We start from the raw sequence: 16,234 nt of genomic DNA on the forward strand, positions 1-16,234 counted from the left end.
TGGATCACCCGAGGTCAGTAGGGGTGCACGCCCACGGGGGCCGCGGGCGGTGGTCCGTAACCCTCGGCGATTCTCAGGTGGTAGGTCTCGCGGTCGATGACTTCGAGGCCGACGATCTCCCAGGGCGGGAGCCGGGCGCTGGAACGGTGCTCGCCCCACAGCCGCAGCGCGACCGCGGCCGCGTCGTGCAGATCGCGGGCCTCTTCCCAGTAGCGGATCTCCGCGTGGTCGCCCGCGTAGCGGCTGGTCAGCAGGAAGGGATGGTCGTGCGCGAGCTGTTCCAGGCCACGTCTGACCTCACCCAGCGGAGTCTCGGCGCCCGACACGCTGAGCGTGATGTGCCAGAGCTTGGACTGCGAGGACTCCTCCTTCGCCGTCGTGACCGGCTCCCGTTCGACGGTGTCCGCAGGCAGTGGATTCCGGTCGAAATCCGCCCCCGCTCCGACACTCGTCAGGGCGCGGTTGGCCGTGCCTCGGGGCGGCGCCCCCGGGCGCGCTCGTCTCACCGGCGGCCTCCTGTGATGTGTTGCTGTCCGGTACCCCTGTTTCCCCACGACAAAGTGGACCAGTCCACAGCCGGGCGTGTGGTGGTTTTGGGGAAGGTCCCCGCTGGAAGACGGCACTTTCAGCCGTTTCAGGGAGTGAGGCGCGGCGCGAGGAGGACCAGATCGTCCCTGTGTACGACCTCGCGCTCGTAGGCGGGCCCCAGTTCACGGGCCAGATCCCGGGTGGAGCGGCCGAGCAGCTGGGGGATCTCCTTCGCGTCGAAGTTGACGAGTCCGCGGGCGATCGGGGTGCCGTGCGGATCGCGCAGTTCGACGGGGTCGCCGGCGCTGAACTCGCCCTCGACGGCGGAGATTCCGGCGGGCAGCAGTGAGGTGCGCCGCTCCACCACGGCCCGTACGGCGCCGTCGTCGAGGGTGAGCGCGCCCCGCGGGGTGGAGGCGTGGGCCAGCCACAGGAGCCGGTCGGCGGAGCGGCGGCCGGTGCGGTGGAAGTACGTGCCGGTGTCGCGGCCCGCCAGGGCGTCGGCGACCCGGCCGGCGGAGGTGAGGACGACGGGGACGCCGGCGGCGGTGGCGATGCGGGCGGCCTCGACCTTGGTGACCATGCCGCCGGTGCCCACACCCGCCTTCCCTGCGCTGCCGATGGTGACGCCCGTCAGGTCCTCGGGGCCGGTGACCTCGGCGATCCGGGAGGTGCCGGGGGTGCCGGGCGGTCCGTCGTAGAGGCCGTCCACGTCGGAGAGCAGGACGAGCAGGTCGGCGTGGACGAGGTGGGCGACGAGGGCGGCGAGCCGGTCGTTGTCGCCGAAGCGGATCTCGTCGGTGGCGACGGTGTCGTTCTCGTTGACGACGGGGACGGCGCCCATCTCCAGGAGCTTGTCCAGGGTGCTGTAGGCGTTGCGGTAGTGGCTGCGGCGGCTGGTGTCGTCGGCGGTGAGGAGCACCTGGCCGACGCGGACGCCGTAGCGCGCGAACGAGGCGGTGTAGCGGGCCACGAGAAGGCCCTGGCCGACGCTGGCGGCGGCCTGCTGGCGGGCCAGGTCCTTGGGCCTGCGGACGAGGCCGAGCGGGGCGAGTCCGGCGGCGATGGCTCCGCTGGAGACGAGGACGACCTCGCGTTCGCCGCCGTCCCTGACCTTGGCCAGGACGTCGACGAGGGCGTCGACCCGGTCGGCGTCGAGGCCGCCGGAGGCCGTGGTGAGCGAGGAGGAGCCGACCTTGACGACGACCCTGCGGGCGTCGGTCACCCCGGGCCTGGGCCCCGCGCCGTCACCGTCCAAACGCGTGCGGAGTACGCCTGCGGATTCACTTGCCCCTGACACGTACGCCCGTCCTCATCACGTCGCCCTGATCGGGCGCCCACCATACGCGAGGCGGCCCGGCAGTCGGCGGTTCGTCTCAACGTCCGCGGCCACGGCCACGGGCGATGTCCGGCACCCCGCCCTGCGAGACGCCCAGGCCGTCACGACCCCGTTCCCGGCGGGCCGAGGGACGAGCCGTTCACGAAATCCTCGGCTGTGGTTCATCAAGCTACGCTTTACGTGTGACTGATGAACCAACCCGAAAAAGACGCATACTGCTCAGGTCGGGCAAAAGCCCCTTCGAAGTGAACTCCCTCGAACAGTCCCTCCATAAAGACGTCTTCGCGACGAATGCCGGAAACCTGATCTTCAGCGACGCGTCGCACAAGATCCTCACGACCCCGCGGGTGGAAGTGGTCTCCAACGGGATCAGGACGATCCCGTCCGAGGCCGAGCGCATCAACGAGGAGTACGACGTCTTCGTCGTGCCCCTGGCCAACGCCTTTCGTCCCACGTTCGAGCGGCCGTTGGCACGGCTGACCCAGCTGATCGAGAAGCTGCGGATCCCCGTCGTCGTCCTGGGCGTCGGGGCCCAAGCCAATCTGGCGTACGACACGACGCGGCTGAAGCCGATGGAGTCGACGGTCAAGCGATTCGTCACCGCGGTCCTGGACCGCAGCACCTCCATCGGCGTGCGGGGCGAATGCACGGAGGAGTATCTCAAGGGCCTGGGGTTCCGGGACGTCGAGGTCATCGGTTGCCCCTCCATGTTCATGCACGGTGAGACGTTCACCGTCGAGAAGGGCGTGGAGTCGCTCACCCCTGAGTCCCTCATCTCGGTGAACGGAGCACACAGCGCCGTTCGCTCGTACGGGCTCGACGCCATCATCCGGCAGGCCCATCAGCGTTATCCGAACCTCAGGTTCGTCGGACAGAACCTTCTTGAGGCGGAGCTGCTGCACTGGCGCAGAACTTCGAACGCCGCAGGCACCCAGACCTCGATGCCGACGCACCCGTCGCACCCGATGTACCGCGAGGGCAAGGTCCGGCTCTACGTCGACCCGGCCACGTGGATCAGCGAGCTGGGCGAATTCGACTTCTCCTTCGGCTCTCGCATCCACGGCAACATCGCGGCGTTGCTGGCCGGTGTCCCGAGCACGGTTCTCTGCAGCGATTCCCGAACGCTGGAGCTGTGCCGGTATTTCGGAATCCCGCACCGCAAGATCTCCGAGGTCCCCAAGAACATCGATCCCGCCGAGCTCTACGAGGCGGCCGACTTCGGTGAGCTGGTGAACGGACACAAGGAACGCTTCCTCCGCTTCACTGGGTTCATGGAAAACAACGGCCTGGAGAACACCTTCACGCACGGCGACGCCGGCGCCGCGTTCGAGGCGCAGCTGGCCGAACTCACGCTCCCGCCCGCCATCCGTCCATGGACCGACAGCGACCCGGAGACGCTGAGCGGCCGCTTCGGCTGGCTGCAGAGCCAGATGGAGGACCTGTCCGCACAGAACGCCCGGCTTCGCAAGCAGCTCGCCAAGAAGACCACCCCGGTCACGGTGCAGACGAGTCATGGAACCGCCGTCCGGTCGTCGGCCTACCGACGGACCCTTCGTGTGGTGGGACGCCCGGTCAGAAAGCTACTGCGCCCTGAGTAACAGGAAAGACCGAAGCGCCCCAGCCCTCGACCCGGGGCAAGTCCACCATGGTATGAGGGCCGCCCAGGTCAGCGCCGGTATGCGCGTCGCGGGGAGTGCAGAGCGGCCCGCGCGCCTCTGCGCGCCTTGCGAGCCAGTCGTCGCGCGAAGATCGCGGTGGACTGACGCGCCGGCACCGTGACGTTCCGGCCGCCGATCCGTTCGGTGACAGTCAGTTCGTATGCCGAGTCCGGCAGTCCGCTCCGCTCGCCGAAGTACGGGTAGGCGAGGTAAAGGCGCCCCCAGACGCCCTTGCGGACTGCCTTGGGCTCCTTCTTTTCCTTCAGGAACTGCAGGATGCCCAGTAGGAGATCGAGTCGGCCCTTGGCCACACAGATCAGCCGAAGCCTCTCCTGGACCTTGAAGCGGCGGGCCAGCCGCGGTGTCCAATAAGTCTCCATGAGCGGGGCCGCCAACTCCATCTTCCTCCTCCGCACCGCCTCGCTCTGCCGCAGCAGAGAATGGCCGAACTGCGGCAGCAGGGTGATGGCGAAGGGCCGGACCATCAGGTCGTCCCGCCGCGGTCCCGGCGGGACGTGGGCTGCGATGAGCTTCATGAGGGCCCTGGCCGAATCGAAACGCAGCACATAGCTGCCGCTCTTCGTAACGTGCTTGCCGTCGTCCCGGCCCACCAAGTAGTAGCAGGTGTAGTCGGCGACAACGGAGACGCCGTTGCCGCGTAGATACGCCTCCATGGTGAACAGGGCGTCCTCACCCGTCTTCAGCGTCTCGTCGAAGCTCATGCCGAGTCGTACGAGGAGGTCGCGCCGGAAAAGTTTCTGCGCGCTCAGCGTGTATTTGATGTTGGAGGCATACAGATCGGCGTGCTCGGCCGTCTCCTTCCACATCGACTTCGGCGCACCGCGATTGACGCCGACGACCTTCCCGAGGATCACGTCCGTCCCCGCCCGGTCGCCCATGGCGACCATCCGCTCCAGAGCCTCCTCGCCGAAGTAGTCGTCGGCGTCGAGAAAGAAGACGTACCGACCGCGGGCGAGCTTCAGGCCGGCGTTCCGCGGGCCGCTGGGGCCTCCGGAATTGGGCTGCCGGACGACGCGCATAGGAACCGCCGTCCGCGCGGCGAACTCCTCCAGGTATTCACCCGTGCCGTCGGTGGAACCGTCGTCGATCGCGACGATCTCCAGGCGTCCGGCCCCGATCGTCTGCGCCTCCACGGACTCCAGACAGCGGATCAGGTAAGGCATCGCTTCGTATGCCCCAATGATCACACTGACATCGGGTTCGTGGCTCGTCCTGGCCATATCGGTCATGCGCACCTGTCAATTGATCACGAACATAAGAAGGATGCTCGACTCCGTACTCTCCGCGCATCAGCACGTCGAGCGATCCGTACCTCTCCTCCCCGAGTGAGACGTACGGATCGCCATCGAGGTTCCATCTTGTTCTCGACTGGTTCGACCGGGTGTACCCGTCAGTGCATCGCCGAGGTGCCCTCGGCGGCTGTGGCCTCCGCCTCGGCCTCGGAGGCAACCGAGGTTCCCGATGCGTCCGGGTCCGCCGTGGCGTCGGCCGCGGCGACCGCCTGCGGATCGCCGGTTCCCGCACCGCTGGTGACGGCCTCCTCGTCCGGTACCGCCACGGCCTGGCCGCCGAGCCGCTGGGCGACGCCCAGATTGCGGGCCTCGGCCTTGGCGGCCAGCGCCCGTACGGCGGCGTTGAAGCGCTCCATGGAGGTCGGCTCGTCCGGTCCCAGCAGGTAGGTCTTCAGCTCACGGCGGGCGTCCGCCAGCGCGTCCGCCGCCGGGTCGGCCACCGCGGCCAGCAGCGCGTCGAGCTCCTCGGCCGCGTTGGACAGGATGACCGCGGCGCGTACCGCGGTGTTCTGCCGCTTGAACTCCTCGGCACCGAGCCCGGCGGAGTCGGTGACCGCGTACGGCTTGCCGCTCGCGATGAAGTCGGAGACCACACTGGAAATGTCCGAAACCATGGCGTCGGACTCGTTGAAGCAGTCGTACAGCTTGGGCTGCGCGCCGGTCACCGTACGGTGCTCCCACCAGCCGAAGGAGCGCCAGTAGGCGTCGTTCCACTCGGACCGCAGATGGGCGCTCTCCGCCTCGCGGGCGGGGTCGGCGAGCGACATCCGGGACTCCTCCGCCTCGTCGCCGCCCGCACGGCCGGTGGCCGCGAGCTGCGCGAGCCGCGCCTCGATCCGGGCCAGCTCGGCCCTGGCGGCGCTCTGCCCGGCGGCGGCCGACGACGCCTCCTTCGCCCAGCGGGGGTCGGCGGCGCGCTCGGCGGCGGCCTTCTCCAGCATCGCCCGGATCCGGGCGTCGACGGCCTTGGCCTTGGCGCTGCGGATGCCGGTGAAGGGGTGCGGCTTGTAGAGGACCCGGACCGGGTCGGCGGCGTTCAGCAGCCGGCGCACGATGTTCTCGCCCGCCAGCAGCAGGGAGGTGTTGCCCGGGTTGTCGTCCCAGCCCTCCCAGGTGGGCGCGTACAGCACGGTCGGGATGGGGTTCTTGACGGCGCCCGTCCAGCTCTTGATGGGTTCCAGCTGCGGGCGGCCGACCTCGACGATGTCCTGGTCCAGGACGCCCACGTCGGCCAGCGCGTAGCGGTCGCGGCCGGCCCGGCCCGCGGTCCAGACCTCGTCGTAGACCTTGGAGTACGGGTTGACGCTGGCGAGCTTGTCACTGTCGCCGTGGCCGATGAAGACGTGCTTCATGGTCGGGACCCGCAGGCTGTGGATGTTCTTGCCCACGTTGGCGGGATACAGGCAGACCCGGACGGTCGAGAGGTCCAGGTTCATCAGGTGGGTGCCGGCCGGAACGCAGATGACCGGGACGGAGGTCTCGGCCAGCTGCGGGACGAGAGCGCGCTCCCGCATGATGATCAGCGGCCGGCCCTCGACCCGGGCCATGGTCTCCAGCCACATGTTGCCCTGGTACGCGGATTCGTTGGAGCCGGAGAAGTAGAGCGCCACGGTCGGCTGGTAATCGCGCAGCCAGCTGTCGACGGCCTTGAGCACGGCGGGGGCCGGAGGCGCCAGCCGGCCGTGGCGCACATACGGGACGAGCAGCACGAGGTAGAGCAGGGCCAGCAGCAGCGTCAGACCGATGCCCGCGTAGCCGATGACGTCCTCACCGGTCCCGGCGGCGATCAGGATGCCCGCCACGGCCGGGATGTCGAGGTGCAGCATCTTCTCGGCGGAGCGCCGCAGCAGGACGCCTGGCGGGGCGTCGGGGATGCGGACCGCGTGCAGGTCCACATTGCGGGTGACGACCGGCATGGTGCGGCGGAGCCGGATCAGGGTCGTCAGGGCACCGTGCGGCGCCTGGAGCCCGTAGAAGAGCAGGAAGCAGGCCACCGTCGAGTAGAACAGCGGCTCCTCGGCGAGATCCAGGCGGGCCAGCAACAGGATGAGCATCAGCTGCCGCAGCAGGAAGCGGATCGGCAGCCCGGCCCGCACCTTGGCCAGGCGGTTGACCAGATAGCTTCCCCGCTGGTGCAGATACCAGTCAGCGGCATAGGTGACAGCGGCTGCCGCCGCGAAGAACCAGATATGGGGAATGAGCGCGGCAAGCATGACGCAGGGATATCCCAGCCCCATCAACAACGCTGCCGCCAGTTCCGGCCTGCTGCCCACACGGGCCAGGCGAATGGCTGTCGAGATCACGAAGAACCTGCTCCAGGGGGTGCCGGTTGATTCACGTAATGGCGGAAATGTGAAGATGCGGCTTCACGCATTCGGGCCTCTGTCATCGCACAAAGCGACAACAGAGGCCCGGAAAAGCGCATTTGTCAAGAATTATTACACATCTGCCTGACGGTCCAGCACGGAGGCCAGGGCCTGCTCGAAGCCGGAGGAGTCGGCTGCTCCCGCCGTCGGGTCCTGCTGCCGTACGTCAATGACGTGACCGGTCAGCGCGGAGAGCAGGACGTCCAGCGACGTGCGCGCCACGGCCTCCGACGAGAGCAGCGAACCCTCGGGCTCCTGGCCGAACGCCTTGGTCCGCATCGGGGTCGCGGTGCGCTCCGGGTTCACACAGTTGACCCGGATGCCCTCGCCCGCCCACTCGTCGGCGAGCGCCTGGGTGAGGTTGACCATGGCGGCCTTGGTGGAGGAGTAGAGGCTGTACTCGGCGCGGCCCCGCGTGTAGCTGCTGGAGGTGTAGAGCAGCAACTGGCCCTGGGTCTCGGCGAGGTACTTGTACGAGGCGCGGGCGATCTGGACGGGCGCCAGGTAGTTGACGTTCAGCGCTTCCTGGATCGTCGTGTTGTCGGTCTCGGCCAGCTTGCCGATCCGCAGCACGCCCGCGGTGTTGATGACGTAGTCGATCCGCCCGGTCTCGCCGTACGCCTTGGAGAGCGCGTCGTCCACGTGCTCCGGGTTCTCCACGTGCGTACCGGTGGTGGAGCGGCCCAGCGCGTAGACGTTCGCGCCGTAGTTCTCGGCCAGGGACGCGATGTCGGCGCCGATGCCGTACGAACCGCCGAAGACGACGAGGGTCTTGCCCGTGAGGAGCTTCCGGTAGGCGGCCTCGTCGGCCTGGCGCGGGGCGGCGGTGGAGGCCAGCTGGAAGAGCTTGTCGGTGATGAAGACGTCGACCGGCTGGGTCACCTTCATGTTGTACTCGTCGCCCGCGACCACGTAGATCGGCACGTCGGGGAGGTACTTGAGGACGACCGAACAGTCGTCGGTGGCCTGGAAGTTGGGGTCGCCCGCCGCGACCTCGTACGCCCTGCGGATCGTGGAGAGCTTGAAGGCCTGCGGCGTCTGTCCGCGGCGCAGCCGGGAGCGGTCGGGCACCTCGGTGATGAACTCGCCGTCGCCGCCGTGCGTACGGGTCACGATGATCGTGTCCGCGGACGGGATCGCGACGTCGACGGCCTCGTAGCGCTCCAGCGCGTCGACGCAGTCCGTGATCACGCGCTGTGACAGCAGGGGGCGCACCGCGTCATGGAAGAGGACGTTGCGGTCCTCGCCCTCGGCGAGGCCCTCACCGAGGGCCGCGATGGCACGCTCGGTGGTCTCGTTGCGGGTGGTGCCGCCCTCGATGATCCGGGTGACCTTGGTCAGTCCGGCCTTCGCGACGATCTTCTCGACCTCGGGCACGAAACCGGGCGCCATCAGCACGATGACGTCGTCGATGCCCTCGGCGTTCTCGAAGATGGTCAGCGTGTGCTCGATGACGGCCTTGCCGGCGATCTTCAGCAACTGCTTGGGGATCGACAGGCCCACGCGCTGGCCGGTCCCACCGGCGAGCACGACCGCTGTGGTCCGGGGCTTGGCTTCATGCTGCACAGACACAGACGACCTACCTTGCTATGACAGGGGAACAGTGTGATGTTCGCACTCTCCGTGACCGTCTCGCAAGGTGGACGTCGTCCGCCGCTCGCCCCGCGGAAACCCGCTGTTCACTCTCTGGCCAGGGAGTTGGGGTGCTGCGGGGTGGCCGCCCGGGGTGACCGACCCCACAGATATGTTGCTCAATCCGTACATCTCCAGCACGCGCACCCGGCGTGACCGGCGGAAACCGCCGGTGCCCGGCGCCGGGAGCATCGGGCGGCCCGCCTCCGGAGAGACGGGCCGCCGACAGCCCTTTCCGTACAGGACTGGAATCCGTGCAGACCTGGGGTCCGTGCGGACCCGGGATCCGTACGGACCTGGGATCCGTACGGACCTGGGATCCGTGCGGACCTGGGATCCGTGCGGACCTGGGATCCGTACAGGTCTAGAAGGGGTCGAACTCGTCGTACTCCTTCTCCGCGTCGTCGCGCTCGGAGTCACGGTCCCGGCGGCGCTGCGCGGCGGGGCGCGGCTCCTCCAGGCGGTGGTCCTCGCCGCGGCGGCCGAGCATCTCGGCGCCGGCGGTCACGGTCGGCTCCCAGTCGAAGACGACCGCGTTCTCCTCGGGGCCGATCGCGACGCCGTCGCCGGCCCGCGCGCCCGCCTTCATCAGGGAGGTCTCGACGCCGAGGCGGTTGAGCCGGTCGGCGAGGTAGCCGACGGCCTCGTCGTTGTTGAAGTCGGTCTGGCGCACCCAGCGCTCGGGCTTCTCACCGCGGACCCGGTAGATGCCCTCGTCGTCCAGGGCGACAGTGAAGCCCGCGTCGTCGACGGCCTTGGGGCGGATGACGATACGGGTCGCCTCCTCCTTCGGCTTGGCGGCGCGCGCCTCGGCGATGATCCCGGCGAGCGCGTAGGACAGCTCGTTGAGGCCCTTGTGCGCGATGGCGGAGACCTCGAAGACGCGGTAGCCGCGGGCCTCCAGGTCGGGGCGGATCATGTCGGCGAGGTCCTGGCCGTCCGGGATGTCGATCTTGTTGAGGGCGACGATGCGGGGCCGGTCGTCCAGGCCGCCGTACAGCCGCAGCTCCTCCTCGATCATGTCGAGGTCGGAGAGCGGGTCACGGTCGGACTCCAGGGTGGCGGTGTCCAGGACGTGTACGAGCACCGAGCAGCGCTCGACGTGCCGCAGGAACTCCAGGCCGAGGCCCTTGCCCTGGCTGGCGCCGGGGATGAGCCCGGGGACGTCCGCGATGGTGTAGACGGTCGAGCCCGCGGTGACGACGCCGAGGTTCGGTACGAGGGTGGTGAACGGGTAGTCCGCGATCTTCGGCTTGGCCGCGGAGAGCACCGAGATCAGCGAGGACTTGCCCGCGCTCGGGTAACCCACGAGGGCCACGTCGGCGACGGTCTTGAGCTCCAGGACGATGTCCCGGCTCTCCCCCGGCTCGCCGAGCAGCGCGAAGCCCGGGGCCTTGCGGCGGGCCGAGGCCAGCGCCGCGTTGCCGAGGCCGCCGCGGCCGCCCTGACCGGCCACGAAGGTGGTGCCCTGGCCGACGAGGTCGGCGAGCACGTTCCCGGCCTTGTCGAGCACCACGGTGCCGTCCGGCACGGGCAGGACCATGTCCTGGCCGTCCTTGCCCGAGCGGTTGTCGCCGGCGCCGGGCTGGCCGTTGGTGGCCTTGCGGTGGGGGCTGTGGTGATAGTCCAGCAGCGTGGTCACGGACTGCTCGACGACGAGGATCACATCGCCGCCCCGTCCGCCGTTGCCCCCGTCGGGGCCTCCCAGCGGCTTGAACTTCTCACGGTGGACGGAGGCGCAGCCGTGGCCTCCGTTACCCGCGGCGGCATGCAGCTCGACGCGGTCCACGAAGGTGGTCATGGTTGGTGCCTCCAGGTACAGCAGGAAAATACGGAATTGTCTCTGTCGTAACACGCCGAGGGCGGACCCGCTTCCCCGTTTGCCGGGAAAGCTGAGATCCGCCCTCGGAAGGTGCTGTGTGCCGTTCTGCGCGCGTCGGGAAAACTCAGACGGCGAGCGGAACGATGTTCACGACCTTGCGGCCACGGTGCGTACCGAACTCCACCGCACCGGCGGTCAGCGCGAACAGCGTGTCGTCGCCGCCACGGCCGACGCCCGAGCCGGGGTGGAAGTGGGTGCCGCGCTGGCGGACCAGGATCTCACCGGCGTTGACGGCCTGACCGCCGAAGCGCTTCACGCCGAGCCGCTGAGCATTGGAATCGCGCCCGTTCCGAGTGGACGATGCGCCCTTCTTGTGTGCCATGTGTTCTCAGTCCCTTACTTCGCAGCCGCGGGGATACCGGTGACCTTGATCGCCGTGTACTGCTGGCGGTGACCCTGGCGACGGCGGTAGCCGGTCTTGTTCTTGTAGCGAAGGATGTCGATCTTCGCGCCCTTGTGGTGGTCCACGATCTCGGCCGTGACCTTGATGCCGTCCAGCACCCACGGGTCGCTGGTGACCGCGTCACCGTCGACAACGAGCAGGGTCGAGAGCTCGACCGTGTCGCCAACCTTGGCAGTGGAAATCTTGTCAACCTCAACGATGTCGCCGACAGCTACCTTGTGCTGGCGACCACCGCTGCGCACGATGGCGTACACGCGGATCTCTCTCTCGCTCGGAACGGATCCCCTGATGCCAGCCGCTCGCACGGGCCGGGGCCCGGGACGATCCGGAAGGATGAGCGGCCTCTCCTGGCGGACGGCGCGAACACCGACCGTTACCGGGAGGGATGTGCTCAGGGGTAGGCGCGTTAAGGAAACACACCGAGGGTCAAGGTTACGGGGCGGGGGTGTGGGGGTCAAACCGGCCCCGGGAGACCCTTCAGGCAGGGAGTCCCTGGGTAGCGACTGCAACTCACGACAGAACATCCCGGAATAACTTATTCCGAATAATTGACCCATCACACACTTCCCGCCTTTCCGCGTCGCACGCATCGGCGAATCGGGCTGATTCCGATCAGCGACGGCTTGTTCTGCACCCAAAATTCCTACATTGCAACAAGGCGAGGGGTGCCGAACTCTCGCGCACTCGGGAAAAGTTGCCGCGGGGCAGACGCATCAACAGCTCCGGCAAGTCCGAGAATGGTCGGTCGAAATCATCCGCCCGAACATTCGCAGAGCCGACCAAAGCAATTCTCCTTCATCGCGTAGAGAGGTTCCGCATGAATTGGAAAAAGAAGTCCGCAGCCGCTCTGTCCGTTCTCGCACTCGCGGGCAGCGGATGATCATGTCGGCAGCGCCCACCTCGGCCTCGCCGGCCGCTTCCGCCTCGGCCGCAGGGGACCCACCCGACCGCCCGTCTATGCATCTACGATGAGACCGGCTTCAACAGGGACCGGATCACCAGCACCAGCACCTGCTTCACTCCTTGGAACACCGTTCTCTTCGGCACCATCAGGTCGTACGTGAGCAATTCTCCTGCTCACTGCCAAGGTGTGGAAGAAGAACAGTGGCAGCGGTTACACAGCGGTTCGCACGATGCCGGCAGGCGGATTCAACAGCGACATCGGAACGCCGGTCGGGGGGCGGTACGACAAGGCCTGCCTGGGTGCCGCGACCCCCTGAGCCACACATCACGAGCGCGCCACGACTTTGCCGGACCTATGGCAAGCGCGGCGGAATATCTGACCCGTAGCGCAATCGCGTAATACCAGCTCCACTGCCCGACCCTGAGCACCTCGCTAATTCGGCCGTTCAAGGCCGGGCTGCAGCGCCCCGACGCCCAATAGCGACCGCACCGAATCAGACAGGAAGCAGTGCCAGCATGCCTTCCACGGCAAGACTTGTCCGCACAACACTCATCGCCGTTCTCGCATTGACCCTGGTGCCGCTGTGGTCCACGTCGGCAGCCGCGGGCTCCGGTAGCGTCACCCGTCTCACCCTGGCCGCCGGCACCGACATCCCGCGAGGTGTCACGGTGGGCCTGCTGTGGAGGGCGATGGCCTTGACCGCTGGAGAAAGGCGTCACCTGCGCGGCCGACTGGAAGCCACGAGCAGCACGACCGGCATCGTCGGCCTCACCCAGCGCATCCGGTGCATGAACGCCTCTGGAGGCACGGTGCCCGTAGTCGCCGCTTCGGCTCGCAACCACGAGGGCAGCGACACCACTTCCTACGCGAAGCCGGGTCATCTCCCGCTCTACGCCGACCTGCTCTTCACCGCACCCACCACAGGCGTCTACACCTGTGTTCTGCAGGGCACCGCCTACTCGACGCTACTGGGGACCTACCATCTGACCGCAGTGGCGGGGAGCACCTGGCTGGAGACCGACGACGCGGATCAGCGCGGCGCGCACTGGTGGCAGAACGGTGCCTGCGAGAGTGCCGACCCGGCAGGGGACTGCACATATGTGGGGGATGGGTCCGCGGACCCGGATGCATGGATCTTCTACGACGACGGAACGCCGATACACAAGTGGCAGGCCCATCCGGACGCGGTCACGGTGTCGGCCCAGGCCAACGTCGAATTGACGACGTGCTACCGGGGAACCGCGTCGTGTGCCAGCGCCATGCAGGCCTACCCTCGTGGCCGGAACGCGGTCGTGCACACGCGCTTCGAGCTCGTACAGCTCAATACCGCCGACCGTGCCTGCCGGACCCACCGGTTCGCCGCTGACCGAACCATCACCGATGACGCACACCACGCGGTCGGCTACTCCAGGCTGTCCGACATCCCCATCGACCATGCCTGCGGCTCCCGTTCGTTCCTTCTGCGCGTCTACGTGAAACACGTGTCCGGCCAGACCGTTAACCTCGCCGTTTCAGTTGGGGTTGCTGGGTGGCTGAGCGAGGTTGTTTGTGGCTGGGGCGGCCGGTGGGCATGGTGAGGGCCCGACGCGGGGTCGGGTTCTCCAAGGTCCTTGAGTCGAGGTGGGCGGGGGCGGCGGGTCAGCTGGCGGGGCGGGGCAGTGCGGCCAGTCGGTGGAATGCGGCCGCGATTTCATGTCGCCAGGGCCAGGTCGCCGATATCCGAAGGCGGAGCCGGCGGCCGCCCCGGGTGATCCTGGCTGCGACGTGCAGGATCCGGTAGCGGAGTTTCTTGGGTTCGGCCGTCGCGAGTTCGCTGTCCAGCAGGAGGACGCGGGTCCAGGCGAGGAGGTCGATTGCCGCGAGGCTGAGTTCGAGCCAGGCGGCGTTGACGCCGAAGCGGCGGGAGGGGAAGCGGCCGAAGCCGGTGGTTTTGCCGCACCGGATGTGGTCCTCGACGGTGGCGTGTGCGCGGTGGCGGACCTCCAGGAACTGGGCTGAGCCGGAGGTGAACGGGGTGTCGGTGAGGAAGACCTGGTGCCGCATGCCCTCGCCCTGGTCGAAGAGCGAGAGCTGGGCTCCGGGGTGGGGACGTTCACGGCGGACGATGATGCGGGTGCCGGCCGGGTAGCCGACAAGGTCGCTCATGCCGGTCAGCTCGGCGACCTCGGCGGACTCACGCAGGGTGCCGTCCTGGTCCAGGGCGGGGTGCCAGACCTGCTCGGGCAGGGCCCGGATCGCGCGGCGGACCGGCTCGGTGACCGCGTATCCGACCGAGAAGGAGGTGCGGATTCCGCGTGTTCGCAGGTCTCGGATGTGGCTGAGGAAGGACTTTGCGGATCCGGCGCTGTCGGTGCGGACGAGGATGTCGGTGCCGTGCCGGTGGGCGTCGGGGATCTGCGCGAGAGCGTCGTCCAGGACCGCGATGTGGTCCGCGGCCGTGTTGGCTCCGGAGTTTCCGGGCCGAAGGCGCCCGGACATGCCCTCGCCTGTGTTGGCCAGGAAACACAGCAGGGGGTGGAAGCCGAAGCCGCCTTTGTAGGTGGGGGCAGCCTGGTCCTTCTCCGAATGGCAGGTGATCAGCGTGGCGTCGATGTCCAGGACCAGGCCGGGCAGTTCCTGTCCACCGGCTTTCGCCGCCGGTATGCCGCAGCGGGTCTCGGATGCCTGCAACCAGGCCACTTCCCGGGCCTGAGCACGGGCCGAGCGCAGACGGCCCAGTACGCGTTCGTCGACGGCGGACAGCAGCCGCCAGGCAGTCGGTGTCGAGGCGATAGGACCGAACACCTCGCGCTGGTCGCGCAGCGTGGCCAGATCCGTGATGGCCTCTCCGCCGTCAGCCACCGTCACCGCGAGGTCGGTAGCGATCCGGCCCGGGTCATGACCAGTGCCTCGCGGCCGAAGCGGTCTCAACGCGGTGGAGTACGAGCTGGTCAGGCCGGTGACATCGGCGAGGTCAGCCAGTAGCCACCTGGACCGACAGAACCCCTCGACAAGGTTCATCGTCCCAGCTCGGAAGGCACTTTCGCGTTCACGGCCAGCAACTGAGCTCACGCCAACTGAAACTTCGAGGTTAAGGTCGACGGCGTTCAGAGCAGCGCCACCTCACTCACCAACGGGATTGCGTTCAACGATTTCCACTGATATCGGCCGCCTTGCCCGCCGCGTCGCCTGCGGATCAACCGCCGGTCTCGCCACCGACCCGGTGGCCGGTGCCCTCACCCTCGCCTCTCCCGCCAGGGCCGTCATCCGTCACACGGTCGCTGGCACCATGTACGCGTTCACCACGGAAGCTCGACATCGGGAATGACGGTCAGAAGCCCGCCCGCGACAGCCCCTGGTCGACGTCTCGGTGGTCTCATCTGGATCAGCGTTCAGACCAGAGGAAGATGTCAGCAATGTGACGTCCGGCGAGGTAGACGGTCGCGGTCTTGTCGTAGATGGTTGCGATGACGCGCCAGTGCTTCAGGCGGTTGGTGCACCGCTCGACTGTATTGCTGCTCGCATGCCTCGCAGTCGAAGGCGGTGGCCGACCGCCGCGGCTGCCTCGACGCATCCGGTTGCCCCGCAGGCCCGCCGGGCGTCTGCGTGGAACACGCAGGCGGACCATCACGTCCGCGAAAGTGGGTGCGTCACGGGCCTGGTCGGCGGTGAGCACGAAGGGCGGCAAACGATTCAGACGATCTGAACGAAACGGCCTGGGCGAGAGTTGCAAATCACAAGGCCCCCGTGCCGTTGAGAGAGGCGTTCGAAGCCTCAACCCGCCAGCACAGGAGCCCTGTTGATTCCCTACCCTGCAGCACTCGACCTCCCGAACGCCCTGGTCGAGTGGGTCACGATGCTCATCGTCACCCGCGAGGGTGACCAGCGGTGCAAACCCCCGCCGACCAGCGTGCGCTCGCCGCTCTCGTGCAGCTGCGCCGGCACAATACCCTCGCCCGCATCGCGGTCGGCTTGGGGATATCCGCCGGCACCGCCCAGGCCCACGTCATCGCAGCCACCGGCCTGCTCGGCGACTTCGCACCGCGCCTGCCCAAGACGCAGCTCGAGCACGATCCGGACTTCGTCCTGCTGGACGGGGCCCTTGCCGAGTGCGACCGCGTCGGCGACAGTCGCGGGGGCCGTCGATGAATTAGTGCGTTGCTTGCGGTAGTTGGGCTCGTTGGTGTGGTATGGGGCGCTTTGATGGATCGACGAGGTCGTTACGAGCGA

General features: G+C 68.0%; 10 protein-coding genes and 2 pseudogenes. 3 read left to right on the forward strand and 9 right to left on the reverse strand.

The window, feature by feature from the left end:
- Nucleotides 1-14 precede the first annotated feature (14 nt).
- Together ACGF2Y_RS06950 and proB are read right to left on the reverse strand one after the other, a co-directional pair.
- Nucleotides 15-506: a hypothetical protein gene (locus ACGF2Y_RS06950; RefSeq protein ID WP_392943638.1), complete on the reverse strand. Its 492-nt coding sequence runs from the start codon at nucleotides 504-506 to the stop codon at nucleotides 15-17.
- Between the two features lie 128 nt (nucleotides 507-634).
- Nucleotides 635-1,753, reverse strand: coding sequence for a glutamate 5-kinase (proB, locus tag ACGF2Y_RS06955; RefSeq protein WP_392943639.1), 1,119 nt, complete (start codon nucleotides 1,751-1,753; stop codon nucleotides 635-637).
- Nucleotides 1,754-2,049: 296 nt separating this feature from the next.
- On the opposite strand from proB, the gene ACGF2Y_RS06960 reads away from it, so the two are divergent.
- Nucleotides 2,050-3,465: a polysaccharide pyruvyl transferase family protein gene (locus ACGF2Y_RS06960; protein ID WP_392943641.1), complete on the forward strand. Its 1,416-nt coding sequence runs from the start codon at nucleotides 2,050-2,052 to the stop codon at nucleotides 3,463-3,465.
- Nucleotides 3,466-3,533: 68 nt separating this feature from the next.
- Here ACGF2Y_RS06960 and ACGF2Y_RS06965 read toward each other — a convergent pair whose 3' ends face one another.
- The 6 genes from ACGF2Y_RS06965 to rplU form a co-directional block, all read right to left on the reverse strand.
- Nucleotides 3,534-4,775, reverse strand: coding sequence for a glycosyltransferase family 2 protein (locus tag ACGF2Y_RS06965; protein ID WP_392943704.1), 1,242 nt, complete (start codon nucleotides 4,773-4,775; stop codon nucleotides 3,534-3,536).
- 161 nt (nucleotides 4,776-4,936) lie between these two features.
- Entirely contained in the window at nucleotides 4,937-7,051 is a 2,115-nt protein-coding gene (locus ACGF2Y_RS06970; protein WP_392943643.1) for a hypothetical protein, read from the reverse strand.
- Between the two features lie 225 nt (nucleotides 7,052-7,276).
- Complete coding sequence (locus ACGF2Y_RS06975; protein WP_392943645.1) at nucleotides 7,277-8,776, reverse strand: SDR family NAD(P)-dependent oxidoreductase; 1,500 nt, start codon at nucleotides 8,774-8,776, stop codon at nucleotides 7,277-7,279.
- 424 nt (nucleotides 8,777-9,200) lie between these two features.
- Entirely contained in the window at nucleotides 9,201-10,637 is a 1,437-nt protein-coding gene (gene obgE / locus ACGF2Y_RS06980) for a GTPase ObgE (RefSeq protein WP_392943647.1), read from the reverse strand.
- A 145-nt stretch (nucleotides 10,638-10,782) separates the two neighbouring features.
- Nucleotides 10,783-11,040: a 50S ribosomal protein L27 gene (rpmA, locus tag ACGF2Y_RS06985; protein WP_164612097.1), complete on the reverse strand. Its 258-nt coding sequence runs from the start codon at nucleotides 11,038-11,040 to the stop codon at nucleotides 10,783-10,785.
- Nucleotides 11,041-11,054: 14 nt separating this feature from the next.
- Complete coding sequence (rplU, locus tag ACGF2Y_RS06990) at nucleotides 11,055-11,375, reverse strand: 50S ribosomal protein L21 (protein WP_003969204.1); 321 nt, start codon at nucleotides 11,373-11,375, stop codon at nucleotides 11,055-11,057.
- A 1,165-nt stretch (nucleotides 11,376-12,540) separates the two neighbouring features.
- Here rplU and ACGF2Y_RS06995 point away from each other — a divergent pair.
- Nucleotides 12,541-13,602, forward strand: a complete 1,062-nt coding sequence (locus ACGF2Y_RS06995; RefSeq protein ID WP_392943650.1) for a hypothetical protein — start codon at nucleotides 12,541-12,543, stop codon at nucleotides 13,600-13,602.
- A 61-nt stretch (nucleotides 13,603-13,663) separates the two neighbouring features.
- Here ACGF2Y_RS06995 and ACGF2Y_RS07000 read toward each other — a convergent pair.
- Nucleotides 13,664-14,989, reverse strand: a pseudogene (locus tag ACGF2Y_RS07000) (IS1380 family transposase); the annotation flags it as partial.
- Nucleotides 14,990-15,803: 814 nt separating this feature from the next.
- Between ACGF2Y_RS07000 and ACGF2Y_RS07005 the strand changes: the two are divergent.
- Nucleotides 15,804-16,138 (forward strand): annotated as a pseudogene (locus ACGF2Y_RS07005) (IS5/IS1182 family transposase); the annotation flags it as partial.
- Nucleotides 16,139-16,234: the final 96 nt, after the last annotated feature.

Origin of the sequence: Streptomyces sp. NPDC048142 (assembly GCF_043202835.1) — a bacterium.
Lineage (GTDB): Bacteria > Actinomycetota > Actinomycetes > Streptomycetales > Streptomycetaceae > Streptomyces.

Coding starts and splice junctions, on each gene's coding strand:
- ACGF2Y_RS06965 (WP_392943704.1), bottom strand. CDS start 4,775: ATGACCGATATGGCCAGGACGAGCCACGAACCCGATGTCAGTGTGATC.
- ACGF2Y_RS06970 (WP_392943643.1), bottom strand. CDS start 7,051: ATGCTTGCCGCGCTCATTCCCCATATCTGGTTCTTCGCGGCGGCAGCC.
- obgE (WP_392943647.1), bottom strand. CDS start 10,637: ATGACCACCTTCGTGGACCGCGTCGAGCTGCATGCCGCCGCGGGTAAC.
- rpmA (WP_164612097.1), bottom strand. CDS start 11,040: ATGGCACACAAGAAGGGCGCATCGTCCACTCGGAACGGGCGCGATTCC.
- ACGF2Y_RS06995 (WP_392943650.1), top strand. CDS start 12,541: ATGCCTTCCACGGCAAGACTTGTCCGCACAACACTCATCGCCGTTCTC.